The organism is Pseudomonas ulcerans (assembly GCF_036324125.1).
Taxonomy (GTDB): Bacteria; Pseudomonadota; Gammaproteobacteria; order Pseudomonadales; family Pseudomonadaceae; genus Aquipseudomonas; species Aquipseudomonas ulcerans.
In genome coordinates this window covers 41,244-65,380 of the sequence record NZ_JAZDQN010000031.1, presented here as the reverse complement: position 1 = coordinate 65,380, position 24,137 = coordinate 41,244, and the positions used below count along the sequence as shown (strand labels likewise).

The window sequence follows — 24,137 nt, the reverse complement described above, 5'->3', positions numbered from 1 at the left end:
TAAGGATGCAGCCGACCGCATTCAGAAACGTTGGAGGTGCAGCGGGCGTCAGCCCACTACCACCACTGCCACGACGGTTCTGACAGGTGGGTACTGGCTGCTGGCCGGCTGCTGGAACCCGCGCACGACAACCACCGCGTCGGGCGCGGTAGCGAGTACTGGGGTTACAGGGGAAGCTGGCATGAGCGAGTCTTCAGGTGAGATACAGAGGATCGGGACTATAGGCCTGGCATTTTGATAGTGCAAGCCTTGAAGGCCCCCTCGCTGGCTTGCCAGCGATGAGGCCCTCAAGGTCGAATCAGAACAACCAGCGATACAGCAGATACGCCACCACTACCGCCAGCACCGGCCGCAGCACGCGGTAGGCCTTCGGATTGGCGCGCTTGAAGGTCTTCACCCGGGCGCTGATGACATTGCTGAACTTCTTGCTCCAGGCATAGGCCTGGTTGATCCCGCCCACGCGCTCGTCATCGGTGTTCTGCGGCGCGGTGGCGCGGCCGAGGAAGGCACTGACCTTGCGGTTGATCTTCGTCATAAGCGGGCTGCTCAGCGGACGCTCGACGTCGCAGAACAGGATCACCCGGGTAACGTCGGTCTCGTTCTTCACCCAGTGCACGTAGGTTTCGTCGAACATCACGTCCTCGCCGTCGCGCCAGGCGTAAGGCTGGCCATCGACGTAGATGCGGCAGTTGTCCGAGTTCGGCGTGGTCAGGCCCAGGTGATAGCGCAGGGAGCCGGCGAACGGATCGCGGTGCGGGTTCAGGTGGCTGCCGCCCGGCAGCAGGGCGAACATCGCGCCCTTGACGTTGGGAATGCTGTTGACCAGCTCGACGGTCTTCGGGCACAGCAGCTCGGCCGAAGGCAGGGCCTTGTCGTACCACTTCAGGTAGAAACGCTTCCAGCCCTTCTTGAAGAACGAACCGAAACCGGCGTCGTTGTCCTTCTCGGCGGCGCGGATGTAGCCCTCGTCGAACAGGTGCATGGCCTCTTCGCGAATGGTTTGCCAGTTGTTCTTCAGCACGTCCAGCTCGGGGAAGCGCTCACGGTCCAGGTACGGCTTGGAGGGTACCCCGGAGAACAGGTACATCAGCGAGTTGTAGGGCGCGAACAGGGCCGAATGGTTGACGAACTGGCGCAGCACCGGCAGGCGCGCCTTGCCGCGCAGGTGCACGAACAGGACGCTGCCGAAGAACAGCAGCAGCACGCCTGCCTTGGCGACAAAGGAAAAAGTCATTCAATGCTCCTGGAAATCTCGTTCAGGCCCTAGGCCGGAAATCGTCCATGATAAACCGAACAGGCCCCGGTAAGAACACGCGGGGCCTGTTAGACAGTGTTGGAAATTTTGCAACAAACCCCGCAACAGGGCATTGCCAAGGATCAAAAGCACGATGCGGACCTTGTGGGAGCGGGTTCACCCGCGATGGCGATAGTGAGCCCACCGGCGTCATCGCGGGTAAACCCGCTCCCACAAGGTTGTGCAGTGTTTTTACTGCTGGTTTTCCTGATCGGTGAACAGGTCGCTGAACAGCATGCTGGACAGGTAGCGCTCGCCGGAGTCCGGCAGGATCACGACGATGGTCTTGCCCTGCATCTCCGGTTTCTCGGCCAGGCGCACGGCAGCAGCCATGGCGGCGCCGCAGGAAATCCCGCAGAGAATCCCCTCTTCCTGCATCAGGCGCAGGGCCATGGCCTTGGCCTCGTCGTCGCTGACCAGTTCGACCTGGTCGACGATCGACAGGTCGAGGTTCTTCGGCACGAAGCCGGCACCGATGCCCTGGATCTTGTGCGGACTCGGCTTGATCTCCTCGCCGGCCCGGGCCTGGGTGATCACCGGAGAACTGATCGGCTCCACCGCCACCGAGAGGATCGCCTTGCCCTGGGTCTGCTTGATGTAGCGCGACACGCCGGTGATGGTGCCACCGGTGCCGACGCCGGCAACCAGCACGTCGACCGCGCCATCGGTGTCGTTCCAGATTTCCGGGCCGGTGGTCTTTTCATGGATGGCCGGGTTGGCCGGGTTGTCGAACTGTGCCGGCATGAAGTACTTGGCCGGGTCGCTGGCGAGGATCTCGTTGGCCTTCTCGATGGCGCCCTTCATGCCCTTGGCCGGCTCGGTCAGGACCAGCTCGGCGCCGAGGGCCTTGAGCACCTTGCGGCGCTCGATGCTCATCGAGGCCGGCATGGTCAGCAGCAGCTTGTAGCCACGGGCGGCGGCGACGAAGGCCAGGCCGATGCCGGTGTTGCCGGAGGTCGGCTCGACGATGGTCATGCCCGGCTTGAGCTTGCCCGTGCTTTCCGCGTCCCAGACCATGTTCGCGCCGATCCGGCACTTGACCGAGTAGCCCGGGTTGCGCCCTTCGATCTTGGCCAGGATAGTCACGCCGCGCGGGGCGATGCGGTTGATCTGCACCAGCGGCGTGTTGCCGATGGAATGGGCGTTGTCAGCGAAGATACGGCTCATGGCAGGGGGTCCTTTTGGCACCGAGCGAAAACCTCAAGGGTAAGCCTGCCATGGGGGGGCGTCTACCCCGGTCGAACTCCGCGCGACTGACGAAGGTCAACCCTTCATCGCGCCCGGGAGATGCCCGATGAAACGCCGTTATCGCTGGCCGCTGGTGGCCCTTGCCAGCCTTGCCCTGATCCTTGTCGCCCTGCACTTGTCGCTGCCGTGGCTGGTGCGCAACTACCTGAACGACAAACTCGCCGACATGGGCGAGTATCGCGGCCAGATCGCCGACGTTGACCTTGCCTGGTGGCGTGGCGCCTACAAGATCAACGGCCTGAGCATCGTCAAGACCAGCGGCAAGGTCCCGGTGCCGCTGCTGGAAGCACCGCTGATCGACCTGTCGGTGAGCTGGCATTCGCTGTGGTACGAGCATGCCGTGGTCGGCGAAGTGGAGTTCCTGCGGCCCGAGCTGAACTTCGTCGACGGCGGTAACCAGCAGGCGTCGCAGACCGGCCGTGGCACCAACTGGCGGCAACAGCTGGAGAAACTCTTGCCGATCACCCTCAACGAGGTGCGCATCGTCGACGGCACCCTGACCTTCCGCAATTTCAACTCGAAACCACCCGTCGACCTCAAGGCCAGCCAGCTCGACGCCAGCATCCGCAACCTGACCAACGTGGTGGACAAGGAAGGCCGACGCGACGCCAGCTTCGACGGCAAGGCCCTGCTCTTCGGCGATTCGGCGGTGGAAAGCAACGCCACCTTCGACCCGCTGAGCAATTTCGAGGACTTCCAGTTCCGCCTGCGCGCCACCGATATCCAGTTGCGCCGCCTCAACGACTTCGCCAGCGCCTACAGCAAGTTCGACTTCAAGGCCGGGCATGGCGACGTGGTCATCGAGGCGCAAGCGGAAAAAGGCCGGCTCAGCGGCTATATCAAGCCGCTGCTGCGGGATGTCGAGGTGTTCGACTGGCAGCAGGACGTGGAAAACAAGGACAAGAACATCTTCCGCTCGGTCTGGGAGGCCTTGGTCGGCGCCACCGAAACCGTGCTGAAGAACCAGCCGAAGAACCAGTTCGCCACCCGGGTCGAGCTGTCCGGCAGCGTGCACCAGAGCGATATCAGCGCCTTCGAAGCCTTCCTGCAGATCCTGCGCAACGGCTTTATCCAGGCCTTCAACGCACGCTACGAGCGTTCGCCGCCCAAGTCTGACTGAGTCACCGAGTGACGGCCCATTCAGAGACTGAATGGGCCGTCTGCGTTCCCAGTCCTGTAGGACGCGCGCTATAGTCGCGCAAGACAATTTTCCACCAGGGCCATGTCCCCTGGCATTCGCAACAACGAGGATGGACAGATGAAGTTCGAAGGCACCAGCGCATACGTCGCCACAGACGACCTGAAACTGGCGGTCAACGCGGCGATCACCCTGGAGCGGCCACTGCTGGTCAAAGGCGAGCCGGGCACCGGCAAGACCATGCTCGCCGAGCAACTGGCCGCATCCTTCGGCGCCAAGCTGATCACCTGGCACATCAAGTCCACCACCAAGGCCCACCAGGGCCTTTACGAATACGATGCGGTGAGCCGCCTGCGCGACTCGCAGCTGGGCGTGGACAAGGTCCACGACGTGCGCAACTACCTGAAGAAAGGCAAGCTCTGGGAAGCCTTCGAGGCCGAGGAACGGGTGATCCTGCTGATCGACGAGATCGACAAGGCCGACATCGAGTTCCCCAACGACCTGCTGCAGGAACTCGACAAGATGGAGTTCTACGTCTACGAGACCGACGAGACCATCAAGGCCAGGCAGCGTCCGATCATCATCATCACTTCGAACAACGAGAAGGAACTGCCGGACGCCTTCCTGCGCCGTTGCTTCTTCCACTACATCGCCTTCCCCGACCGCGACACCCTGCAGCAGATCGTCGACGTGCACTACCCGAACATCAAGAAGGACCTGGTCAGCGAGGCGCTGGACGTGTTCTTCGACGTGCGCAAGGTACCGGGCCTGAAGAAGAAGCCGTCGACCTCCGAGCTGGTGGACTGGCTCAAGCTGCTGATGGCCGACAACATCGGCGAAGCGGTACTGCGCGAGCGCGATCCGACCAAGGCCATCCCGCCGCTGGCCGGCGCCCTGGTGAAGAACGAACAGGACGTGCAACTGCTCGAACGCCTGGCCTTCATGAGCCGCCGCGGCAACCGCTGAAGCCAGGGGGCGATCGCCATGCTGCTCAACCTGTTCAATGAAATGCGCGCGGCCAAGGTGCCGGTGTCGGTGCGCGAACTGCTCGACCTGCTCAATGCCCTGAAGCAGCGGGTCACCTTCGCCGACATGGACGAGTTCTACTACCTGTCGCGAGCCATCCTGGTGAAGGACGAACGGCATTTCGACAAGTTCGACCGGGCCTTTTCCGCCTACTTCAAGGGCCTGGAGAACCTGGATCGGCACCTTGAAGCGCTGATTCCCGAGGACTGGCTGCGCAAGGAGTTCGAGCGCCAGCTGACCGACGAGGAACGGGCGCAGATCCAGTCCCTCGGTGGCCTGGACAAGCTGATCGAAGAATTCAAGAAGCGCCTGGAAGAACAGAAGGAACGCCATGCCGGCGGCAACAAGTGGATCGGCACCGGCGGTACCAGCCCGTTCGGCTCCGGCGGCTTCAACCCGGAAGGCATCCGCGTCGGCGATGCCGGAAAACGCCAGGGCAAGGCGGTGAAGGTCTGGGACCAGCGCGAGTACAAGAACCTCGACGACCAGGTCGAGCTGGGCACACGCAACATCAAGCTGGCCCTGCGCCGGCTGCGCAAGTTCGCGCGCCAGGGGGCGGCGGACGAGCTGGATATCGACGGCACCATCGACCACACCGCCCGCGATGCCGGCCTGCTCAACATCCAGATGCGCCCGGAGCGGCGCAACAGCGTGAAGCTGTTGCTGCTGTTCGATATCGGCGGTTCGATGGATGCCCACGTGAAGATCTGCGAGGAACTGTTCTCCGCGTGCAAGACCGAGTTCAAGCACCTGGAGTACTACTACTTCCACAACTTCGTCTATGAGTCGGTGTGGAAGAACAACCTGCGCCGCACCTCGGAACGTACGTCGACCCTGGACCTGCTGCACAAGTACGGCGCCGACTACAAGGTGGTGTTCGTCGGCGACGCGGCGATGGCGCCCTACGAGATCACCCAGCCGGGTGGCAGCGTCGAGCACTGGAACGAGGAGGCCGGGTATGTGTGGATGCAGCGCTTCATGGAGAAGTTCAAGAAGCTCATCTGGATCAACCCGTATCCGAAGGACACTTGGGGTTATACGTCTTCGACCAATATCGTCCGCGAGCTGGTCGAGGACCGCATGTACCCGCTGACCTTGCGCGGGCTGGAAGAGGGCATGCGGTTCCTGTCCAAGTAGAGAGGCCCTGTGGGACCCTGCTCAGCCTTTCAGGCTGCGCTGTCGCGCAGAGAACAGGTCTGAAGAGCGACGCAGACCCTGTGGGAGCGGGTTCACCCGCGATAGGGTCGGTGATGCCACCATCGTAATCGCGGGTGAACCCGCTCCCACAATTCCCCGCTGAATCAATGAGTCAGGCTGGATCAGTCAGCGAACCGCTTGAGCCAGTCCTGCATCTCGGCCCAGGCCAGTTCCTGCACCACCGCCCTGAACCTCACCTTGTCCCCCGGCAGGCACTGCGCCAGCCTTGCCAGCGCCAACGGCGTCAACGCCCCCAGCCGCGGATAGCCGCCAATGGTCTGCCGGTCATTGAGCAACACGATCGGCTGACCGTCCGGCGGTACCTGCACCGCGCCCAGCGGAATGCCTTCGGAGATCATCGGCTGGCCCTGATAACGCAACACCGGTCCGGTCAGGCGAATGCCCATGCGGTCGCCCCGGCTGTCCAGCGTCCAGGCGCTGTTGAACACCTCGAACAGGCTCTGCCCGCTGAATTCGCCCAATTGCGCGCCCATCACCAGGTCCAGGCAAGCCTCGCCCTCCAGACGAGGACGCAATGCTTGCGGTACATCTACCCGCCCCTGCCCGTGCCCATCGAAGCGCAGCTCGTCGCCCTTGCCCAGCGCCCGCCCTGCCCCATCCGGCCCGCCAAGCCCTTCGCGAACCACGGTGGCGCAACTGCCCAGCACCTGCGGCGCGACAAACCCGCCCGGCGCCGCCAGATAGGCGCGAGCGCCCTGCAATGGCTGCTTGAACTGCAAACTCTGGCCCTTGCGCAGGGTGAAGCTGCACCAGGGTTTCAAGGGTTCGCCATCGATCCGCGCATCCAGGTCGGCACCCGCCAAGGCCAACCGGCAATCCGCCTCGGCCACCACGGCAAAGCCACCCAGGGTGATTTCCACCACTGGCGCCTGCGCCGGGTTGTCCAGCAACCAGTTGGCCCAGCGCGCCGACACCCAGTCCAGCGCCCCGCCCTGGGTCACGCCCAGGTGGCGCACGCCGAAACGCCCGGCGTCCTGCAACTGGCACAGCGCTGTACTGGCCTCGATACGCAGGCTCATCCGCGTTCCTCCAGCGGCGTATCGTCGCCACCCAGTTTCAGGAATTCGTCTCGTTCGATCGCCACGAAGCGGACCCGGTCGCCGGGCTGCAGCAGGCTGTAGCCGTCGCGCTGGCGATCGAACAGCGGCGCCGGGGTCCGCCCGATCAGGTTCCAGCCGCCAGGGGACAGGGCCGGATACGCTGCGGTCTGCCGTTCGGCAATGCCGACGCTGCCCGCGGCCACGCGCTTGCGCGGTGTTGCCAGGCGCGGCGAAGCCAGAAATTCCTCCACCAGGCCCATGAAGGCGAAACCGGGGGCGAAGCCGAGGGCGAACACCTGGTATTCGCGCCCCGTGTGGCACTTGACGATCTGCGCCTCGGACACCCCGCAGCGCACCGCCAGCACCTTGAGCTCCGGCCCGACACTGGCGTCGTACCACACCGGGATGTCCAGCGAACGGCCAGCCTTTCCGGTGTCCGGCTGCAGCTCGTGCAACGCTTCGGCAACCAGCGCCCGCGCCTCGCCCGGCGCGCAATCGAACTGCACCATCAGCGTCGTATACGACGGCACCAGTTCGACCAGGCGTGAGCCGAACACCGCCCGCAAGCGCTGGCTCGCGGCAAGCAGCCAGGGCATGTTGGCTTCGTCGATTACGTCGAACAGACGCACCATCAGCGCATCCAGGGCGACCACTTCGATACGCGGCTTCATGCGTTGGACAAGGCGTCCAGCGCCTGGCGGATCTGCCGCACCGCCGCCAGCGAGCTGTCGTTGTCGCCATGCACGCAGAGGGTCTGCGCGCGCAGTTGCACGGCGCTGCCATCGATGGCGGTCAAGGCCTCGCCACGGGCCAGGCGCAGGGCCTGCTCGACGATCAGCGCCGGATCGTGATGCACCGCCCCCGGCAGGCGTCGCGACACCAGGTGCCCGGCGGCGTCATAGGCACGGTCGGCAAAGGCTTCAAACCACAAGGTCGCTCCCAGTTCGTCACCCAGGGCCCGGGCCACGCTGTCGTCGGCAGTGGCCATGAGCATCAACGGCAGTTGCCGATCGTAGGCGGCCACGGCTTCGAGCACCGCACGTAGCTTGCCGGGGTCGGCCATCATGTCGTTGTACAACGCGCCATGGGGTTTGACGTAGGCGACCCGGCCGCCCTGGACCCGGCAGATGCCGTCCAGCGCACCGATCTGGTAGTGCAGCAGGTCACGGATTTCCTCGTTGCTGCAGGCCATGGAGCGGCGACCGAAGCCGACCAGGTCGGGATAGGCAGGATGGGCGCCGATCATCACCTGGTTGGCCACGGCGAGGGCCACGGTGTGGCGCATGATCCCCGGATCGCCGGCATGGAAGCCGCAGGCGATGTTGGCGCAGTCGATGAAAGGCATGACCTCGGCATCCAGACCCATGGTCCAGTTGCCGAAGCTTTCGCCCATGTCGCAGTTGAGTAGCAAACGGCTCACGGGATGGACTCCGGAAAGAGTTAGCGCCAGCTGGGCTGCACGGCCTTGCGCCGGCCGCCCATGATCACCCAGCCGACCAGCAGCAACAGGCTTTCCACCACCAGGGCGAACAACAGCGCACAGCCCAGGCCCCAGGTCGCGGCCTCCGGCGTTAGCAGGATCTGGTAGCTGTAGCCCTTGAGGGTTTCCTCGCGGATCGCGGGTTCCGGCTGGGTCAGCACATGCCAGGTACGACCGGCCCAGCCGGTCTGCAGCGCCTGCCACTCGCTTTCCAGCAAGCGGTTGCGAATCACCAGGCTGTCGATGCTGTTGGCGTCGCTGAGGAACACCGGATCGTCGCTGGCGCGGTAATGCCGCACCAGGGCGTCGAGGTCACCGTTGAAGAAGCGCTGCGCGGTCTGCTGGAAGCCCTTGAGCCCCTCCCGCGATTCCAGCAGGTGCGCCTGCACCCGCTGGCTGTAGTCATTGACCAGGCCGGGCACCTGGATGCCCAGCAGCAGGCCGCATGTGAACAGGATCAACCGCAGGTAGCTTCTGAGCATGGGCTCTTCCTTAGCTGGTCTGGCCCTTGGCGATGCACTCGCCCTTGCGCCACAGGCCCCATTCGCCGGGCTCGTAGCGGTGCCAGGTTTCGTTCTCGGTAAGCGCTTCGGTGGTGATCACCGTGACCACGTCGTTGGGCGTGGTCTCGGCGTGGAAGTCGACGATCATGTCGACGTCCTTGAGCCGCGCCGGGCCGAACGGCGCGCGCCGGGTGATGTGCACCAGCTTGGTCGAGCAGAAGCAGAACAGCCAGTCGCCATCGCTGAGCAGGCCGTTGAACACGCCCTTGCCGCGGTACTCGGCGCAGGCCTGCTGCAGCACCGGCAGCAGTTGCTCGACTTCCACAGGCTCGGGGAAGGCTTCGCGGATGCGGTTGAGCAGATCACAGAAGGCCGCTTCACTGTCGGTGTCGCCCACCGGCCGGTAGAAGGTCTTCAGGCCGTCGAAGTCGGCCAGCTGGCCGTTGTGGGCGAAGCACCAGTTGCGTCCCCACAGCTCGCGCACGAAGGGGTGGGTGTTGGACAGGCAGACCTTGCCGACATTGGCCTGGCGGATATGGCCGATGACCACTTCGCTCTTGATCGGGTAGCGCTGCACCAGGTTGGCGACTTCCGACTCGCAACTCGCCGCCGGGTCCTGGAACAGGCGCAGGCCGCGGCCTTCGTAGAAGCCGATGCCCCAGCCGTCGCGATGCGGGCCGGTGCGGCCACCGCGCTGCATCAGGCCGGTGAAGCTGAAGACGATGTCGGTCGGGACGTTGGCGCTCATGCCGAGCAGTTCACACATGTTCGATCGCTCCCATTACAGACGCGGTTCCAGGCGCTGGCGCGGGCCACCCTGATTTGGCTCGGGGGGGGCATTGCGGTAGCGCTCACGACTGTCCGCCGGCTCGGCGAGGACTTCCTCGGCATCGCGCTTGGCAGCGGCCTCGGCGCGCTCGCGCCGGGCCCGGGCACGAGCCTCCAGCGGCATGCGGATGGCGACGAAGATCAGGTACAGGGCGAAGGCGATCATGCCGTACATCGCCAGGTCCGAGGCGGCGCGCCAGACGTTGTTGCCGACCTTGAAGGCGAGGTCCAGGGCCGTGATGGCGATGGCCGGGGCGAAGATGTCCTTGGCCGGGTCGACGATGGTCGGTGTCAGCAGCAGCACCGCCGCCAGCAGGCGCAGTGGCTCGCGCAGCCAGCGCCACATCCAGCCGGTGAGGCGAAAGCCCACCCACAGGCAACCCAGGGCAGCCAGGGCATACAGGCCCCAGGCGAACAGATAGTCGTTTTCGGTCATGGCGTCCGTGGAAGGTAGGCAAACAGGCGCTTATGATAACGATTTTTCCGCGCGCAGGCGCCCCCCAGCCAAGGAACCGCACATGCCCTCCACCGCCAACGCCCCTTCCGCCCCGATCGCCCGCCGCGCGGACGGCGCCGATCCCTACGCCTGGCTGCAGGATCGCGACGCACCGGAAGTGATGGCCTACCTGGAGGCCGAGAACGCCTACCAGGAAGCCCGACTGGCCGACCAGGCCGGCTTGCGCGAACAGCTGTTCGAGGAAATCAAGGGTCGCATCCTCGAAACCGACCTGTCGCTGCCCTCGCCCTGGGGCCCGTACCTCTACTACACGCGCACCACCGCCGGCGACGAATACCCCCGGCACTACCGCTGCCCGCGTCCGGCGGATGATTCCAACACGGTCGACGAAAGCCGCGAGGAACTGCTGCTCGACCCCAACGCCCTGGCCAATGGCGGCTTCCTCAGCCTCGGCGCGTTCAACATCAGCCCCGACCACCAGCGCCTGGCCTACAGCCTGGATACCAGTGGCGACGAGATCTACACCCTGTACGTGAAGGAACTGGCCGACGGTTCGATCAGCGAGCTGCCCTTCGACGACTGCGACGGCAGCATGACCTGGGCCAACGACAGCCAGACCCTGTTCTTCACCGAGCTGGACGATACCCATCGCCCCTTCCGCCTGCGCCGCCACCGCCTCGGCGGCACTGACGCGCCGACCGTGTTCGAAGAACCGGACGGCCGCTTCTTCCTGCACTGCTACCGCACCAGTTCCGAGCGCCAGCTGGTACTGACCCTCAACAGCAAGACCACCAGCGAATCCTGGGTGCTCGATGCCGACACGCCGGAACAACCCTTCCACTGCGTGGCGGCACGGATCGAAGACCACGAGTACGACCTCGACCACGGCAAGCTGGACGGCGCATGGCGCTGGTTCGTGCGCAGCAACCAGGACGGCATCAACTTCGCCCTGTTCCACGCCCCTGGCGACCGCGTGCCGACCCGCGAGCAGTGGCAGGTGCTGGTGGCGCACCGCGACGACGTGATGCTTGACGGCCTGACCCTGAATGCCGACGCCCTGACCCTGAGCCTGCGCGAAGGCGGCCTGCCGGTGATCGAGGTGCGCCCGGCGGGCCTGCCGGCCTATCGCGTGCAACTGCCAGACGCCGCCTACAGCCTGTATGTGCAGGACAGCCTGGAGTTCGTCAGCCCGCGCATCCGCCTGCGCTACGAGGCACTGAACCGCCCGGCGCAGGTGCGTCAGCTGAACCTGGCGGACGGTGAGCAGCAGGTGCTCAAGCAGACCCCGGTGCTCGGCCATTTCGATGCCGACGACTATGTCAGCCAGCGCCTGTGGGCCCGCGCTGGCGACGGCACCCTGGTGCCGATCAGCCTGGTGCAACGCCGCGCCGATGTCGGCAAGACGGTGCCGCTGTACCTGTACGGCTATGGTGCCTACGGTTCGAGCCTCGATCCGTGGTTCTCCCATGCGCGCCTGAGCCTGCTGGAGCGTGGCGTGGCCTTCGCCATTGCCCACGTGCGTGGCGGCGGCGAGCTGGGCGAGGCCTGGTACCGCGCCGGCAAGCAGGAGCACAAGACCAACACCTTCAACGACTTCATCGCCTGTGCCGAACACCTGGTCGCCGCAGGCGTGACCAGCGCCGAACGCCTGGCCATCAGCGGTGGCAGCGCCGGTGGCCTGCTGATCGGCGCAGTGCTCAACCAGCGTCCTGACCTGTTCAAGGTCGCCATCGCCGAGGTGCCGTTCGTCGACACCCTCAACACCATGCTCGACCCCGAGCTGCCGCTGACCGTCACCGAATACGACGAATGGGGCAACCCGCAGGAGCCGGAGGTGTACGCGCGGATCAAGGCCTACGCACCCTACGAGAACGTCAGTGCCCAGGCCTACCCGGCCCTGCTGGTGATCGCCGGCTACAACGACAGCCGGGTGCAGTACTGGGAAGCCGCCAAGTGGGTGGCCAAGCTGCGGGTGACCAAGACCGACAGCAACCCGCTGCTGCTCAAGACCGAGCTGGGTGCCGGCCACGGCGGCATGAGCGGTCGCTACCAGGGCCTGCGCGACGTGGCCCTGGAGTACGCCTTCGTCCTCGATCAGCTGGCTGTGGTGTAAATCGCATTTTTCGTTGTCTGAGCTTGCACCGCGGCGCCCGTCGCGGTGCGATCACTTCCAGACCGACAACAAAAGACCGAACGCGATGCCTGACACCTCCCTCCTCAACAACGAAATCCGCGACCTGCTCATGGACTGCGGCCTGTTCGACCAACTGCAGCCCGGCGACTTCGCCGCGGCCGCCGGCTATTTCGCCCTGAGTGCCATGGCTGCCGGCGAGGACATCTTCCGCGAAGGCGATGCCGGCACCTTCATGTGCCTGATCGTTTCCGGCCAGGTGTCGGTGCGCAAGACCGATGCCGAGGGCCGCGAGGTGGAGATCGCCGTGCTGCGCAAGGGCCGCGCCTTCGGCGAGATGGCGGTACTGGACGGCGAGCGGCGCTCGGCTTCCTGTGTCGCCGCCAGCGATTGCCAGTTGCTCAGTCTGGGCAAGGAGTCGCTGGAGAAGATGCTCAACGAAGCGCCGAAGATCGCCGCCAAGGTGATCCGGGCGCTGGCGGTGACGTTGTCGAAACGCTTGCGCATGGTCGATGGACAGTTACTGGCGCAACAGGTCTAGCCGTTCTTCGCCTTGTCCGGATCAGGTGTCAGCCCTGGCAGCGGCTGGTCCCGGGGCGGCGATGGCAGGGGCATCGGTGGCAGCAATGGCCCGCCCGGCTTTCCGTCGTTGGCCCGCGGCGCCTGCGGCGGGGTCAGTTGCGGATAGGGCGTCGGGGTTGGCGTACCGGGCGCGCCGGGCGCCGGGCCGATGACCCGCGGTTGCAGGTCTTCGGCCTGGGCACTGGCAAGGCTCGCCAGGCACAACAGCAGGATGCTCGTCAGACGCATTGCAGGGCTCCTGTTCGAGGTCATGTCCTACAGCCTACTCCGCCATGTAGCGGATTGCCTGCCCAGCACGCCGCAGTGGCGTTAAACTCACTGCAAAACCGTGAAACACCTGAGCAGGCATAACAATGACCCAATCTTCCTCCGCCGCCGCCACCGCGCGGCTCGACCGCATCCTCGCCGACGCCAAGCGCGACGACGAACGGGGCTATCGCCAGAAAGCCCTGCGCATGTACCCCCACGTCTGCGGCCGCTGCGCCCGCGAGTTCTCCGGCAAGCGCCTGAGCGAGCTGACCGTGCACCACCGCGACCACAACCACGACAACAACCCCCAGGACGGCTCCAACTGGGAGCTGCTGTGCCTGTACTGCCACGACAACGAGCACGCCCGCTACACCGACCAGCAGTACTTCAGCGAAGGCTCGCTGAGCACGCCGTCGATCGCCAAGGCGACCCACAATCCCTTCGCCGGGCTGGCCGGCTTGCTTGGCAAGAAGGACGACTGAGGTTCGCCCGCCCGCGCCGGGGCCCGTATAATCGCGTCTTTTTTGCGAAGGGCCCGGCACGTGGCGAACAAAAGGTACAGCTGCATCGGCCTGTACAACCCCAAATCCCCTGAGAACGTCGGCTCGGTAATGCGCGCCGCCGGCTGCTATGGCGTCAACTCGGTGTTCTACACCGGCAAGCGCTACGAGCGTGCCCGCGACTTCGTCACCGACACCAAGCGGGTGCACTACGACATCCCGCTGATCGGCATCGACGACCTGCAGAAGATCATCCCCCTGGGCTGCACCCCGGTGGCCGTGGAACTGGTGGACGGCGCCCGGCCGCTGCCGGAATACACCCACCCGGACCGCGCGATCTACATCTTCGGCCCGGAAGACGGCAGCCTCGACGACGACGTCCGCGCCTGGTGCGAAGAGACCATCTACATCCCGACCAACGGCTGCATGAACCTCGCGGCCACGGTCAACGTGGTGCTCTACGACCGTATGGCCAAGGGCCTCAATACCCGTTCCGGGCCGAAGTTCAAGTAAGCGATTGAACGCCGGCCGCGGGCTGGCGGTCTGCTGACTATCACGTCACTCACCAGGAGAAGCGCCCATGCGCCAGAAACTCGAGATCCCGGCAACGCCCTTCCAGAGCAACCCCGAACACAACGTGCATGGCTGGGAACGCGCCGGCTCGGTGGCCACCGGGGTGGTGATGGTGGGCAAGGGCTTGCGCCGGGGCGGCCTGCTGGGCCTGATCCAGATCGCCATTGGCGGCGCGGTATTGGCCCGCGGGGTGACAGGGCATTGCTCGGCCAAGAGCCTGCTGGAGCGCGGCCGCCAGGACCTGGACGGGATCCGGGCGAAGATCGAGCGCACCGGCAGCGAACTGAAGCAGTTGAAGGATGCGGCCGAGGCGGCGACCAAGGGAACCACAGTGACCGGGAATGACTCCCTGGCCAATCCCAAGCCCTGAGATTTGCAGGTGTCCCTACGGACCCTGTAGGAGCGGGTTCACCCGCGATGACGGCGGTGAGTCCAACATCGTCATCGCGGGTAAACCCGCTCCTACAGGGTTCGCGGTAGATACACGAGCGGTCAGCGCAACAACGAACTCTGCAAGACTTCCGACTCCCTGCCCAGCACACTCTCCGCCAACTGCACGAACTCCGCCGTGTTCACGCTGTTCAGGCGCATCAACGCCCGCACCAGGTCATCCAGCGACTGCTTGTTGTGGGTATGGATGCGAATCTCCCGGTCCAGCGCCTGCAACAGCAGCACCGCCCGGGAGATGCTGGCCGCATTGACCTGCGCGCCGCGCAGGCTGGTCACCGCCTTGCTTTCCTTGGCCATCCGCGCCTGCAACGCCTGGTAGCGATCATCGCTGATGCCCCCGGCCCGCCGCAGCAGCTCGGTGGCGTAGTACTCCGCCAGCCCTTCGCCGATCCAGTCGCTGTCCTCGCGGTCGTTGATCCGCGCGAACACCCGCACCAGCTCGCGCAGCAACGGACTGCTGCCGTTCTCGCCCACCAGCGGCGTGGCGCTGTTGAGGTAGATCGAATTGTTCGCCGCCCGCGCCCCGCGCCACAGGTGCTCGCGGGCGCCCACCAGCAGCAGTTTCGGCGGATTGCGCGGGAACACCGCCTGGTACTGCGGCCAGACGAAGGTCAGCAGGGTCAGCGCATCCATGCGCCGCAGGCCCTGCCCCACCGGCCCGGCGACGCTGACCTCGGTCTCGCCGAGCCGTGCCCGCCGCGCGCCCACCGTGCCGGCGAGCATCCAGCCCGTCGGCCGGTCGAACAGGCGCGAGACGTTGTCGATACGAAAGCGCTGCTTGCCCACCCGCGGCCAGGCAGTCTCGATGCTGCTCCAGCCCGCCGGCAGATCCACGCTCAGGCGTGCCACCAGCTCGGTGCCATCCTGCTGGTCGAGGCGCGCCGCCGGGACCAGGTCGTCGCCACGGAACAGCGCCCAGCCAGGCGCGATGCGGCTGTCGTAGCTACCGTTCTTCAGCTTGTGGTTGAGGCGTACCCGGTAGGTCAGGCTGGCCTTGCCGGACGCCGGCTGCCAGCGGCCACGCTGGTTGTCGGGCTGCAGTTGCCAGGGCCCATCGGCCTTGAAGTCGCTGTACAGGCCTTCCTTGCCCAGGTCGAAATCCAGGCTGCGCACCTGGGCACCATCGGCCAGGGTCACGCGCACCTCGGCCTGGCCGCTCTGCGGCAGCAGGCGCACGTGGTAATCCAGATCGACTTTCTTCGCCCAGGCGACATTGCTCGCCAACAGCAACACGACCCACGCCAGAGGGTGACGCACAGGCATTGCCCGACTCCTTGTTCGAACGCGAAACGCGCCAGCTCAGCTGGCGCGGAATATCAGATAGTCTTCCCAGTCATCTTCGGCGACGCTGTTCTCGCTGAGCATGCGCCCGGATTGCGAGATGCGCTGCTTGTGCACCTGCTCGCGGTCACCGCAGACCAGGTGGTGCCAGCGCGGCAGGTCCTTTCCCTCGCTGACCAGGCGGTAACCGCAGGTGGGCGGCAGCCATTTGAACTGGTCGGCCTTGCCCGGAGTGAGCTGGATGCAGTCCGGCACGTGCTCGAAGCGGTGCGGGTAGTCGCTGCACTGGCAGGTCTTGAGATCCAGCAGCTTGCAGGCGATCCGCGTGTAATAGACGCTGTTGTCGTCTTCGTCTTCGAGCTTCTGCAGGCAGCACAGGCCACAGCCGTCGCACAGCGACTCCCATTCCTGGGGGTCGAGCTGATCGAGGGTCTTGCGGGTCCAGAACGGCTCGGTGCTTGCCAGCATGTTGCGGTGATCCTGTATCAAAATTCTTCAGCCTGTATCAGGCGGCGCCAGTCTAGGACGTGCGCTGCGGCTTTGCCAGACCGCTTGTCAGGGTGCGGGCGACAGTTGTAGTTTTGCAAATCATTTCAGTTCTCATCCCTCCATCAGGAACCCGCCATGAGCGCCAACCCACGTATTGCCGACTACGCCATTCATGAACAGTTCATCCAGCGCTGGTCGCCGCGCGCCTTCACCGGCGAGGCGATCAGCGAAGAAACCCTGCTGGGCTTCCTCGAAGCCGCGCGCTGGGCGCCATCGGCCTACAACTCGCAGCCATGGCGCTTCCTCTACGCTCGCCGCGACACGCCGAACTGGGAGCGCTACCTGGGCCTGCTCAACGAGTTCAACCGCAGCTGGGCGCAGCATGCCTCGGCGCTGGTCATCGTGATCTCCAAGACCACCTTCACCGCCCCGGGCGCCAGCGAGGAAACCCCGGCGCTGTGGCACACCTTCGACACCGGTTCGGCCTGGGGCCATCTGGCGCTGCAGGCGAGCATCAGCGGCTGGCACACCCACGGCATGGCCGGTTTCGACCAGGAACTGACCCGCAAGGAGCTGAAGATTCCCGAAGGCTACGACCTGCATGCCGTCGTGGCGATCGGCAAGCTGGGCGACAAGGCGACCCTGGCCGAGTACCTGCAGGCCCGGGAAGTGCCGAGCCCGCGTCGTCCGCTGAACGAGCTGGCGGCCGAGGGTGATTTCACTCTGTAAGCCTTGGGCACCTCAGCGCTGGCGCTGAGGTGCTCAATAGCCCCGCTGGAAATCCACTTCACCGCGCAACCCGTCACCCCGCCCATGGGCCTCCAGGTTCTCCACGAACAACCGCACCATCGCCACCGGCGAGGTCGGCGCCGAGCTGTGCCCGGTCAGCAGCAACCCCAGCGCGGTCCAGAACGGATGATTGCGCGGCAGCGGTTCCTGGCGGCAGACATCGATCACCGCACCGGCGAGGTGCCCCTTGCCCAGTGCCGCGACCAGGTCGCCATCGACCACCGCCGCGCCGCGCCCGGCGTTGATGAACAGCGCATCCGGGTTGAAGCGGGCGAACAGCCCGGCATCGTAGATATCGTGGGTCGCCGGGGTATCCGGCAGCAGGTTGAGCACATAGTCCACCTGCCCCACCAGCCGGCCGAGATCGTCCAGCCCGCCCACCTCGATGAACGGCGCCAGTTCCCGCGGCGAGCTGGCGATGCCGTAAAGCTTGCAGCCGAACGGCACCAGGAAGCGCGCCACCGCGCAGCCAATGTCGCCGGTACCGACGATCAGCACCCGGCGCCCCTCCAGGCTGCGCCCGGGGCGCCCGTCCCACTTGCGCTCGACCTGGCTCATCAGGCGGGTCAGCACTTCGCGTTCATGGCCGAGCATGTAGGTGAGCATGTATTCGGCCATGACCTGGCCGAAGATGCCCACGGCGCGGGTCAGGCGGTAGCTGCGCGGCAGGCCGTCCGCGAGCAGCGGAGTGATTCCGGCCCAGGTCGACTGCATCCAGTCCGGGCGATGGCCCTGGCGCAACAGGCTCGCCAGCAGGTCCGGCTGGCCCAGCCACACCGGGCACTGCGCCGCCTGCCGCGCCAGTTCGGCGGAGTCGCCGCTGGTCAGCACTTCAAGTTCGGGGGACGCCTCGCGCAACAGGCGGGCATAGAGGGCGTGATCCTGTTCGGCGATCAGAACGCGCATATCGTTTACAACCTTGCAGAACGGCGGAAGGGCCGGCCATGGCGGCCAGCCTCCTTGAGGACGGGATCAGACCGGATCGTTGCGGCGCAGCAGTTCTTCCGGAAGGTGCTCGATGTACTCCTCCTCGGTCGGCGGCATCTGCAGGTGATAGCCCTGGGTGTCGAGGTTTTCCAGGACCTTGGCGATGTCTTCGCGGGCCAGGGTGCGCTCGGGGCTCAGGACCACGTCGAAGGCATGCTGCGGGGTGCCGAACAGCGGCAACAGGGCTTCCGGCACCTTGCTCAGGCCGTCGGCCTTGAGCAGGTACAGGTACATTTCGTTCTTGCGGGGACTGCGGTAGATCGAGCAGATGCGTTTCAAGTCGGTTCTCCAGCGTCGGCCAGGCAATCCAGCAGGGCCTGGCCCATGCGCTCGCGGCGCCAGCCACGCAGCGATTCGGGCAGTTGGTACGGTCCCTCGGGGAAGCCGGTCTTGATCAGCGCTTCGAGGGTCTTCTTGCGCAGCATCAGCTCGGGGGCGATGTTCAGGCGCTCGGCCTCGGCCTGGCCGATCGCGCGCAGCTTCTTCAGCAACGCCGCTGCCTCGATCGGCAGCGGCTCCGGCACGGCCGGCGGCCATTCCGACGGCGGCAGGCTGCCAGTGCGCTTGATCAGGTCGAGGAGGAACTCGCCATCCTGGCGGATGGTGCGGGGATGCATGTCCTCGATGCGGGCCAGGGCCACCAGGTTGTCCGGCTGGGTCCGCGCAATCGGCCACATGGCGTGCTCGCGCAGGATGCGGTTGCGTGGCACGTCACGCTCACGGGCTTCCAGTTCGCGCCAGGCGCACAGCTCGCGCAGTACCGCCAGCTGGGCGCGGGACAGTTTCCAGGCCAGCTTGGCCTCGCGATACAACAGGTAGGGATCGATCTCGCGGCGCAACTGCACCACCAGGTCGGCGCCGTCTTCCAGGACCCAGGCGTTCTTCTCGTCGCTCAGTTGCGGACGCAGGCGCTCGTACAGCTCGGCCAGGTGCACGGCATCTTCCGCGGCGTAGCTGATCTGGGTCTCGGACAGCGGGCGCTGCAGCCAGTCGGAACGGGTTTCGCCCTTGGGCAGCTCGATGCCGAGCACGTCCTGGACCAGGCGCGAATAGCCCATGGAGAAACCGAGGTTGAGGTAGCCGGCGGCCAGTTGCGTGTCAAACAGCGGCAGCGGCAGGCTGCCGGTGAGGCGGGCGAGGACTTCGAGGTCTTCGCTGCAGGCATGCAGGACCTTGGTGACGGCGGGGTCTTCGAGCAGTCCGGCCAGCGGCTGCCAGTCGTGGATCAGCAACGGGTCGATGAGAAAGGCGCGTTGCCCGTCGCCAACCTGGATCAAACCGGCCTTGGGATAGAAGGTATCGACCCGCATGAACTCGGTGTCGAGGGCCACGAAGGGCAGTTGACGCCAGCGCTGGCAATGTTCCGCCAGGGCGCTGTCGTCGCGGATCCAGTGAATATCGATGGCCACAAGGCTCTCCCACTTACAATGGCGCGCAGTATATACGGCACAGGCCACCGCCGGGAAACCGCTCGACGGTGGCCTTTCCAAGGGTAGATGGGGGAAACCCGTGCCGCGATCTTTCGCTGATCCCTCAGCGTGCTGCCTGGGCGCCGCGGCACCCGCTGAACAGGTCCAGTTGCGGGTTGTACAGCGACGTCTTCACCTGCAGCAGGCCGAGCATGGAGTGGAACAGGTTGTCCTGGCTCAGCGAGCGTTCGCGCCCTTGTTGCAGGCAGTCGACATCGACGCCGAAGGTGCTGCGGTAGTTGTCCGAGAACCAGGCCAGCATCGGCACATGCTTTTGTTGTTCCGGCGCCAGCATGTACGGCGTGCCATGCAGGAACAGGTTGTACTCGCCCAGCGATTCGCCATGGTCGGACAGGTAGATCATCGCCGTGTCGACCTGGTCCTGCTTGCTGCGCAGCACGTCGATCAGCGATGCCAGCACATGGTCGGTATACAGCAAGGTGTTGTCGTAGCCGTTGACGATGCTCTGCCGGTCGCACTGGTTGAGGGCGTTGCTGTGGCACACCGGGGTGAAGCGCTCGAACGCCGCCGGATAGCGCTTGTAGTAGTCAGGCCCGTGGCTGCCCATCTGGTGCAGGACCAGTACGGTGTCGTCCTTCAGGTAGTCGATGCGCGCGGCGAGGTCCTTGAGGAGGATTTCGTCATGGCATTCGCTGTCGGCGCACAGGGACGGCTCCTTGAGGTTGCTCACGTCCTCCTGGTGCACACGGTCGCAGGTGCCCTTGCAGCCGGACTGGTTGTCGCGCCAGTACACCGCAAGCCCGGCGCGCTGCAGCATGTCGAGCAGGCCTTCCTGGTTCTTCGCCTTGGCCGCGTCGTAGTCCTTGCGGGTCATGCCGGAGAACATGCAGGGCACCGACACCGCGGTTTCGGTGCCACAGGAGGTGACGTTGCTGAACGCCACCAGGCCCTTTTCCTTGCTCAGTTCCGGGTTGGTGTCGCGTTTGTAGCCGAGCAGGCCGAAGTTCTCCGCCCGCGCACTCTCCCCCACCACCAGCACGGTCAGGGACTTGCGCGGATGAGTGGCCCAGGAAGGAGCCAGGGTGGCGTCCTCGCCGATCTTGCTGAACGGCTGCGACGCCACGCCGACCTTCTCGCGCACATAGTTGACCGAAGCGCCGATGTAGTTGCTCGGCACCACCATCAGGCGCAGCTCATGGTGATTGCGAAACAGCGACGCCAGGCCCTGGTAATTGACCATCGCCACCGCCGCCAGCAAGGCCGCGCTGGCCAGGCCGACCCACAACTTCTGCAGCAACTCGCGCGGCAGGCTTCGAAACTTTATCGGTGTCTTGAACAGAACAAGCGCCGGAACTACTCCGAGCAGAAAGATATAAACGAACAACTTCAGCGACAGCAGGTCGCGCACTTCCGTGACATTGGTCTCGACGGTATTGCGCAACATGCCGATATCAATCAGCACGCCATACTGGCTCATGAAATAAGCTACGCCGGCACTGATGATGAACAACGTTGCCAACAGCGGTTTCAATGTTCTGCGAAACGCCAGCAGGGTCAGCACGATGTTGAACGCGCACAGCAACAGCACGCCGAAGGCCAGGCGCAGCACCAGGGCATGACTGTCGCCCTGCAATACCGAGGCGATGTGCTCCCAGAGTACCGAGTTGAAGCCGATCAGCAGATAGGCGCTGGCAAGCAGCGTCACCCATTCGGGACGCAGCGACTTTATTTTCAGCATGACGATTCGCTTATTGAGAAATCCACCACTAATGTCTTTGCGACATCAGCTTGTTTGCGGGGTGGACTTTAAGCAGCCATTCATCAATTTTCCGTGAAAAAAACGCCAACAAACGATGGCCGCAGATGAATGTTTGTTAATCCACGGCCATTTTTTGCTTTCAGCCGGGCAAACGCACTTTGGAATAAGAATCACGATCGATATCCAGCAGTTCCACGCACAACTGGATATCTACCCCCGCCTGCTCCGGCACCAGCTCCTTGAGCACCTCGATCAGGTCGGCGGACAGTTGGCGCTTGATCGCCGGCGAGCGGCCACTGAGCAGGGCCAGCTTCACATGGACGAAGGCGCGTTCGAGCGGGGCGATGCCGACGCGGAACACTTCATGGGCCACCGCGCGGCTCTTGATGTCCACTTCATCGCTGAACTGGCCGCTGGCAACCAGGGCGCTGTTCAGGCGCAGCAGTGCCTTGTCGGTGTCGAGGGTGCGCAGGTTGGCGCTGTATTCCAGGTGAAGCTGAGGCATGACGAATTCCGGTTGCGGGAATGGGGACGACAGACTAACGCCAGCTTTCCAACCCGGCAAAGGCAACTATCCTGAAGATTCATGCCCCGACCTGACTGAGGAGATCCATGTATGCCGGTCAAGCACAATCTGTACGCCGACCTGGGAGTGACCGCGGAAGAATTCGAGGCACACAAGAAGAAGGATGCACGGCTCAGCACCCTGGAGGAGGATTACCTGCGCAAGGACCGCGAAGTCATCGAGGCCGAGGACAGCGCTAGCGCGGATGAGGAAGTCAACCGCCTGCGCAAGGAGCGCCTGAAGATCAAGGACGACATCGTCGCCCATATCCACAAGCCCTGACTCCACCCGCGACGCTGGCGCAGGTGGAGCGTCTCCACCGCGTCAGCGCGCCGCCAGGCGCAGGGCCTCCAGTTCCAGGTAAGGCTGCCGCGCAAACTGCTCGACCTGCTCGCGCAGCACCGCCGATGCCTCGTCGCGCTTGCCCTGGCTATCGGCGACAAAAGCCTGCCCCGGTTGCTTGGCGTTGCGCCCCGCAGCGGCGTGAGCCAACTCCGCTTCCTGCCGATCCAGGCCGAAGAAATCCGCCAGATGGCCATTCATCGCCGCCGGCAGCTCGCTGTAGTTGAGCAGCAGGTTGCCTTCCGCGCGGCAGTGCTCCACTGCGGCACCCAGCATCAGGCCCAGGCGACGGGCAATTTCCTCCTCGCGCTCGGCCGGCTCGCGGTCGCCTTCGAGCCAGGCCGAACCGATCAGGCCGGGAACCATCTGCATGCCGCCCTGGCGCATGTGCGACACGGCGATTTCCACCGGCTCGCGATACAGGTACAGCCACGGCACCTCGGGGAAACACTCGCGCAGCAGCGCGCGCTCGCGGATGTTCCAGGCATCCAGCTTGACCACCAGCGCCCGCTCCTGGCCACTGCGCGCCTGGCCGTAGGCCGAGAGCAGTCCGCGCAACGCCGCCCTGCGCTGGTCGTCCGGCAGGTCGCTGCGCAGCAGGGTGTCGAGGGGCGGCGGTTCGGACAACACCACCTGGCCGGGCAGGCACGCCAGCATCTGCCCGAGCAGGGTCGAGCCGCAGCGCGAGGCGTGATAGATGAACGCACGTGGGGGCACCCCGGGGCTTTCCGCCTGCCACTGGCTCAGCTCCGCCAGCGAAGTCTGGCGGCGGAAGGCCTGGTTGAAAGGCAGGCGCAGGGCGTCGTCCACCGAGTCACGGAAGAACGGCTGGTGCAGGCGCTGCTCGCCGAACCAGCACCAGTCGACCCGCCATTCACCCGCCTCTTGCCAGATACGGATCGGCAACCAGCCTTGCAGATTCAGGCTTTCCATTGATCCCTCCAGCTACTGCGCCCCTGGCGCATGGCGGCGCGCACATGGGCGCGGGTGAAGACCAGGCCCTGCTCGGCGGCCAGCGCCAGGGTGCGCTCGATGAAGGCTTCGCTGTCGCTCAGCGCCTGCAACTGCGCACTGGCTGCGGGGTTGCGCGCCAGCCAGCGGGCGAAGTCGGCGAAGGCCGCGGCAAAGCGGCCGGTGCCGGCCGCCGGCGTGGTCGCCAGCCCGGCCTGGATGGCCGCGTCCAGCCAGGGACCGGGACGCACATCGATGACCAGGTGGACCCGCGGGCTGCTGTCATGGTTGTCGACGCTGTGCGCCCGGTCCAGGTCGAGGAACCAGCACTCCCCGGCCTGCATCGGCACCCGGCGGTTTTCCAGGAGGAAGTCCACCTGCCCGGGGGTGAGCAGGGGCACATGCAGGCGCATGTCGGCATCCGGGCCGCCGAGGTCGTAGTCGCGGTGCTCGTGGATATGGCTGTCAGGCCCGAGGCGCATCAGTCGGGCATTGCGAATTTCCACCTCCAGCGCAGCAAGCCCCTGGCGCCAGCGCGGATCGCGCAGCCAGGGCTGGCGCTCCACCGCCGGACCTTCGCCATGGGTCAGTTCGCTGACGGCGTCGGCCGGGGAAATCAGGGCGACGCCGCTCCAGTCGCCGTCGTAGTAACCCTGGTTGAAATGCGCGTGCCATTGGCTTTCGTCGATCTCCGCCAGCGCCGCCAGCAGGGGCGCCAGGTCGATCGCCACCGGCAGGCGAGAAAACGGCGGACGGCGAAGACTGCCATCCGGACAACGCGAAGCATCCATATGCCCGACTCCATGGGGAATGCGGCCCAGTCTAGG

The 24,137-nt window shown here is 65.2% G+C and carries 28 protein-coding genes; 10 read left to right on the top strand and 18 right to left on the bottom strand.

Features of this window, described 5'->3' with window-relative positions:
- Window positions 1-298: 298 nt before the first annotated feature.
- Together V0R59_RS23180 and cysK are read right to left on the bottom strand one after the other, a co-directional pair.
- A complete protein-coding gene (locus tag V0R59_RS23180) occupies window positions 299-1,234 on the bottom strand; it encodes an aspartyl/asparaginyl beta-hydroxylase domain-containing protein (protein WP_330077133.1) in 936 nt (311 codons plus the stop codon).
- Window positions 1,235-1,486: 252 nt separating this feature from the next.
- Entirely contained in the window at window positions 1,487-2,461 is a 975-nt protein-coding gene (gene cysK, locus V0R59_RS23175; protein ID WP_330077132.1) for a cysteine synthase A, read from the bottom strand.
- A gap of 127 nt (window positions 2,462-2,588) precedes the next feature.
- On the opposite strand from cysK, the gene V0R59_RS23170 reads away from it, so the two are divergent.
- From V0R59_RS23170 to V0R59_RS23160, 3 genes are all read left to right on the top strand, one after another.
- Entirely contained in the window at window positions 2,589-3,662 is a 1,074-nt protein-coding gene (locus tag V0R59_RS23170) for a DUF748 domain-containing protein (protein WP_330077131.1), read from the top strand.
- 138 nt (window positions 3,663-3,800) lie between these two features.
- Complete coding sequence (locus tag V0R59_RS23165) at window positions 3,801-4,646, top strand: AAA family ATPase (RefSeq protein WP_316920728.1); 846 nt, start codon at window positions 3,801-3,803, stop codon at window positions 4,644-4,646.
- 18 nt (window positions 4,647-4,664) lie between these two features.
- Complete coding sequence (locus tag V0R59_RS23160) at window positions 4,665-5,843, top strand: vWA domain-containing protein (protein ID WP_330077130.1); 1,179 nt, start codon at window positions 4,665-4,667, stop codon at window positions 5,841-5,843.
- Between the two features lie 182 nt (window positions 5,844-6,025).
- Here the strand turns inward: V0R59_RS23160 and V0R59_RS23155 are convergent, their stop codons facing one another.
- The 6 genes from V0R59_RS23155 to V0R59_RS23130 are packed head-to-tail and all read right to left on the bottom strand — an operon-like array spanning window position 6,026 to window position 10,211.
- Window positions 6,026-6,943 carry a 5-oxoprolinase subunit C family protein gene (locus tag V0R59_RS23155; protein ID WP_330077129.1) on the bottom strand — a complete coding sequence of 306 codons (918 nt, stop codon included), beginning with the start codon at window positions 6,941-6,943 and terminating at the stop codon, window positions 6,026-6,028.
- Complete coding sequence (gene pxpB / locus V0R59_RS23150; RefSeq protein ID WP_330077128.1) at window positions 6,940-7,635, bottom strand: 5-oxoprolinase subunit PxpB; 696 nt, start codon at window positions 7,633-7,635, stop codon at window positions 6,940-6,942. Before pxpB ends, V0R59_RS23155 begins: the two co-directional genes overlap by 4 nt.
- On the bottom strand, window positions 7,632-8,384 hold the full coding sequence (locus tag V0R59_RS23145; RefSeq protein WP_330077127.1) for a 5-oxoprolinase subunit PxpA: 753 nt from the start codon (window positions 8,382-8,384) through the stop codon (window positions 7,632-7,634). The genes pxpB and V0R59_RS23145 overlap by 4 nt, the downstream gene beginning before the upstream one ends.
- 20 nt (window positions 8,385-8,404) lie before the next feature.
- Entirely contained in the window at window positions 8,405-8,926 is a 522-nt protein-coding gene (locus V0R59_RS23140) for a DUF2937 family protein (RefSeq protein WP_330077126.1), read from the bottom strand.
- 10 nt (window positions 8,927-8,936) lie between these two features.
- A complete protein-coding gene (locus V0R59_RS23135; protein ID WP_330077125.1) occupies window positions 8,937-9,713 on the bottom strand; it encodes a class II glutamine amidotransferase in 777 nt (258 codons plus the stop codon).
- 15 nt (window positions 9,714-9,728) lie between these two features.
- The gene (locus V0R59_RS23130) at window positions 9,729-10,211 is read right to left on the bottom strand and encodes an MFS transporter (protein ID WP_330077124.1); all 483 of its coding nucleotides are present in this window, start codon (window positions 10,209-10,211) and stop codon (window positions 9,729-9,731) included.
- Window positions 10,212-10,293: 82 nt separating this feature from the next.
- Between V0R59_RS23130 and V0R59_RS23125 the strand changes: the two genes are divergently transcribed.
- Both V0R59_RS23125 and V0R59_RS23120 read left to right on the top strand, forming a co-directional pair.
- On the top strand, window positions 10,294-12,345 hold the full coding sequence (locus tag V0R59_RS23125) for a S9 family peptidase (protein ID WP_330077123.1): 2,052 nt from the start codon (window positions 10,294-10,296) through the stop codon (window positions 12,343-12,345).
- Between the two features lie 85 nt (window positions 12,346-12,430).
- Complete coding sequence (locus tag V0R59_RS23120) at window positions 12,431-12,904, top strand: Crp/Fnr family transcriptional regulator (protein WP_330077122.1); 474 nt, start codon at window positions 12,431-12,433, stop codon at window positions 12,902-12,904.
- Here the strand turns inward: V0R59_RS23120 and V0R59_RS23115 are convergent.
- Entirely contained in the window at window positions 12,901-13,173 is a 273-nt protein-coding gene (locus tag V0R59_RS23115; protein WP_330077121.1) for a hypothetical protein, read from the bottom strand. The genes V0R59_RS23120 and V0R59_RS23115 overlap by 4 nt on opposite strands.
- Window positions 13,174-13,298: 125 nt before the next feature.
- Here V0R59_RS23115 and V0R59_RS23110 point away from each other — a divergent pair, with 125 nt between their 5' ends.
- The 3 genes from V0R59_RS23110 to V0R59_RS23100 all read left to right on the top strand — a co-directional run bounded on the left by V0R59_RS23110 (window position 13,299) and on the right by V0R59_RS23100 (window position 14,637).
- A complete protein-coding gene (locus V0R59_RS23110) occupies window positions 13,299-13,676 on the top strand; it encodes a YajD family HNH nuclease (RefSeq protein WP_042126623.1) in 378 nt (125 codons plus the stop codon).
- Window positions 13,677-13,736: 60 nt separating this feature from the next.
- Window positions 13,737-14,207 carry an RNA methyltransferase gene (locus V0R59_RS23105; protein WP_330077120.1) on the top strand — a complete coding sequence of 157 codons (471 nt, stop codon included), beginning with the start codon at window positions 13,737-13,739 and terminating at the stop codon, window positions 14,205-14,207.
- A 67-nt stretch (window positions 14,208-14,274) separates the two neighbouring features.
- Window positions 14,275-14,637, top strand: coding sequence for a YgaP family membrane protein (locus V0R59_RS23100; protein WP_330077119.1), 363 nt, complete (start codon window positions 14,275-14,277; stop codon window positions 14,635-14,637).
- 122 nt (window positions 14,638-14,759) lie between these two features.
- Here V0R59_RS23100 and V0R59_RS23095 read toward each other — a convergent pair whose 3' ends face one another.
- Entirely contained in the window at window positions 14,760-15,980 is a 1,221-nt protein-coding gene (locus V0R59_RS23095; protein WP_330077118.1) for a hypothetical protein, read from the bottom strand.
- A gap of 36 nt (window positions 15,981-16,016) precedes the next feature.
- A complete protein-coding gene (locus tag V0R59_RS23090; protein WP_330077117.1) occupies window positions 16,017-16,466 on the bottom strand; it encodes a YcgN family cysteine cluster protein in 450 nt (149 codons plus the stop codon).
- 156 nt (window positions 16,467-16,622) lie between these two features.
- On the opposite strand from V0R59_RS23090, the gene V0R59_RS23085 reads away from it, so the two are divergent.
- Entirely contained in the window at window positions 16,623-17,216 is a 594-nt protein-coding gene (locus V0R59_RS23085; protein ID WP_330077116.1) for a nitroreductase family protein, read from the top strand.
- Window positions 17,217-17,249: 33 nt separating this feature from the next.
- Here V0R59_RS23085 and V0R59_RS23080 read toward each other — a convergent pair whose 3' ends face one another.
- From V0R59_RS23080 to V0R59_RS23060, 5 genes are all read right to left on the bottom strand, one after another.
- Window positions 17,250-18,182, bottom strand: coding sequence for a D-2-hydroxyacid dehydrogenase (locus V0R59_RS23080; RefSeq protein WP_330077115.1), 933 nt, complete (start codon window positions 18,180-18,182; stop codon window positions 17,250-17,252).
- 66 nt (window positions 18,183-18,248) lie between these two features.
- Entirely contained in the window at window positions 18,249-18,542 is a 294-nt protein-coding gene (locus V0R59_RS23075; protein WP_330077114.1) for a YcgL domain-containing protein, read from the bottom strand.
- Entirely contained in the window at window positions 18,539-19,672 is a 1,134-nt protein-coding gene (rnd, locus tag V0R59_RS23070; protein WP_330077113.1) for a ribonuclease D, read from the bottom strand. Before rnd ends, V0R59_RS23075 begins: the two co-directional genes overlap by 4 nt.
- A gap of 124 nt (window positions 19,673-19,796) precedes the next feature.
- Complete coding sequence (locus V0R59_RS23065) at window positions 19,797-21,431, bottom strand: phosphoethanolamine transferase (RefSeq protein ID WP_330077112.1); 1,635 nt, start codon at window positions 21,429-21,431, stop codon at window positions 19,797-19,799.
- Window positions 21,432-21,591: 160 nt separating this feature from the next.
- Entirely contained in the window at window positions 21,592-21,957 is a 366-nt protein-coding gene (locus tag V0R59_RS23060) for a 5-carboxymethyl-2-hydroxymuconate Delta-isomerase (protein WP_330077111.1), read from the bottom strand.
- 111 nt (window positions 21,958-22,068) lie between these two features.
- Here V0R59_RS23060 and V0R59_RS23055 point away from each other — a divergent pair, with 111 nt between their 5' ends.
- Window positions 22,069-22,299, top strand: coding sequence for a DUF465 domain-containing protein (locus V0R59_RS23055; protein WP_330077110.1), 231 nt, complete (start codon window positions 22,069-22,071; stop codon window positions 22,297-22,299).
- 42 nt (window positions 22,300-22,341) lie between these two features.
- Here the strand turns inward: V0R59_RS23055 and V0R59_RS23050 are convergent, their stop codons facing one another.
- Together V0R59_RS23050 and V0R59_RS23045 are read right to left on the bottom strand one after the other, a co-directional pair.
- Window positions 22,342-23,292 (bottom strand): sulfotransferase family protein, encoded by a 951-nt coding sequence (locus tag V0R59_RS23050; RefSeq protein ID WP_330077109.1) that lies wholly within the window; start codon window positions 23,290-23,292, stop codon window positions 22,342-22,344.
- Complete coding sequence (locus V0R59_RS23045) at window positions 23,280-24,101, bottom strand: aspartyl/asparaginyl beta-hydroxylase domain-containing protein (protein WP_330077108.1); 822 nt, start codon at window positions 24,099-24,101, stop codon at window positions 23,280-23,282. Before V0R59_RS23045 ends, V0R59_RS23050 begins: the two co-directional genes overlap by 13 nt.
- Window positions 24,102-24,137: the final 36 nt, after the last annotated feature.

Bases quoted from the DNA above. Each gene is read 5' to 3' on its own strand.
- V0R59_RS23180 (WP_330077133.1), bottom strand. From the start codon at position 1,234: ATGACTTTTTCCTTTGTCGCCAAGGCAGGCGTGCTGCTGCTGTTCTTC.
- cysK (WP_330077132.1), bottom strand. From the start codon at position 2,461: ATGAGCCGTATCTTCGCTGACAACGCCCATTCCATCGGCAACACGCCG.
- V0R59_RS23170 (WP_330077131.1), top strand. From the start codon at position 2,589: ATGAAACGCCGTTATCGCTGGCCGCTGGTGGCCCTTGCCAGCCTTGCC.
- V0R59_RS23165 (WP_316920728.1), top strand. From the start codon at position 3,801: ATGAAGTTCGAAGGCACCAGCGCATACGTCGCCACAGACGACCTGAAA.
- V0R59_RS23160 (WP_330077130.1), top strand. From the start codon at position 4,665: ATGCTGCTCAACCTGTTCAATGAAATGCGCGCGGCCAAGGTGCCGGTG.
- V0R59_RS23155 (WP_330077129.1), bottom strand. From the start codon at position 6,943: ATGAGCCTGCGTATCGAGGCCAGTACAGCGCTGTGCCAGTTGCAGGAC.
- pxpB (WP_330077128.1), bottom strand. From the start codon at position 7,635: ATGAAGCCGCGTATCGAAGTGGTCGCCCTGGATGCGCTGATGGTGCGT.
- V0R59_RS23140 (WP_330077126.1), bottom strand. From the start codon at position 8,926: ATGCTCAGAAGCTACCTGCGGTTGATCCTGTTCACATGCGGCCTGCTG.
- V0R59_RS23135 (WP_330077125.1), bottom strand. From the start codon at position 9,713: ATGTGTGAACTGCTCGGCATGAGCGCCAACGTCCCGACCGACATCGTC.
- V0R59_RS23130 (WP_330077124.1), bottom strand. From the start codon at position 10,211: ATGACCGAAAACGACTATCTGTTCGCCTGGGGCCTGTATGCCCTGGCT.
- V0R59_RS23125 (WP_330077123.1), top strand. From the start codon at position 10,294: ATGCCCTCCACCGCCAACGCCCCTTCCGCCCCGATCGCCCGCCGCGCG.
- V0R59_RS23120 (WP_330077122.1), top strand. From the start codon at position 12,431: ATGCCTGACACCTCCCTCCTCAACAACGAAATCCGCGACCTGCTCATG.
- V0R59_RS23115 (WP_330077121.1), bottom strand. From the start codon at position 13,173: ATGCGTCTGACGAGCATCCTGCTGTTGTGCCTGGCGAGCCTTGCCAGT.
- V0R59_RS23110 (WP_042126623.1), top strand. From the start codon at position 13,299: ATGACCCAATCTTCCTCCGCCGCCGCCACCGCGCGGCTCGACCGCATC.
- V0R59_RS23100 (WP_330077119.1), top strand. From the start codon at position 14,275: ATGCGCCAGAAACTCGAGATCCCGGCAACGCCCTTCCAGAGCAACCCC.
- V0R59_RS23095 (WP_330077118.1), bottom strand. From the start codon at position 15,980: ATGCCTGTGCGTCACCCTCTGGCGTGGGTCGTGTTGCTGTTGGCGAGC.
- V0R59_RS23090 (WP_330077117.1), bottom strand. From the start codon at position 16,466: ATGCTGGCAAGCACCGAGCCGTTCTGGACCCGCAAGACCCTCGATCAG.
- V0R59_RS23085 (WP_330077116.1), top strand. From the start codon at position 16,623: ATGAGCGCCAACCCACGTATTGCCGACTACGCCATTCATGAACAGTTC.
- V0R59_RS23080 (WP_330077115.1), bottom strand. From the start codon at position 18,182: ATGCGCGTTCTGATCGCCGAACAGGATCACGCCCTCTATGCCCGCCTG.
- V0R59_RS23065 (WP_330077112.1), bottom strand. From the start codon at position 21,431: ATGCTGAAAATAAAGTCGCTGCGTCCCGAATGGGTGACGCTGCTTGCC.
- V0R59_RS23060 (WP_330077111.1), bottom strand. From the start codon at position 21,957: ATGCCTCAGCTTCACCTGGAATACAGCGCCAACCTGCGCACCCTCGAC.
- V0R59_RS23055 (WP_330077110.1), top strand. From the start codon at position 22,069: ATGCCGGTCAAGCACAATCTGTACGCCGACCTGGGAGTGACCGCGGAA.
- V0R59_RS23050 (WP_330077109.1), bottom strand. From the start codon at position 23,292: ATGGAAAGCCTGAATCTGCAAGGCTGGTTGCCGATCCGTATCTGGCAA.
- V0R59_RS23045 (WP_330077108.1), bottom strand. From the start codon at position 24,101: ATGGATGCTTCGCGTTGTCCGGATGGCAGTCTTCGCCGTCCGCCGTTT.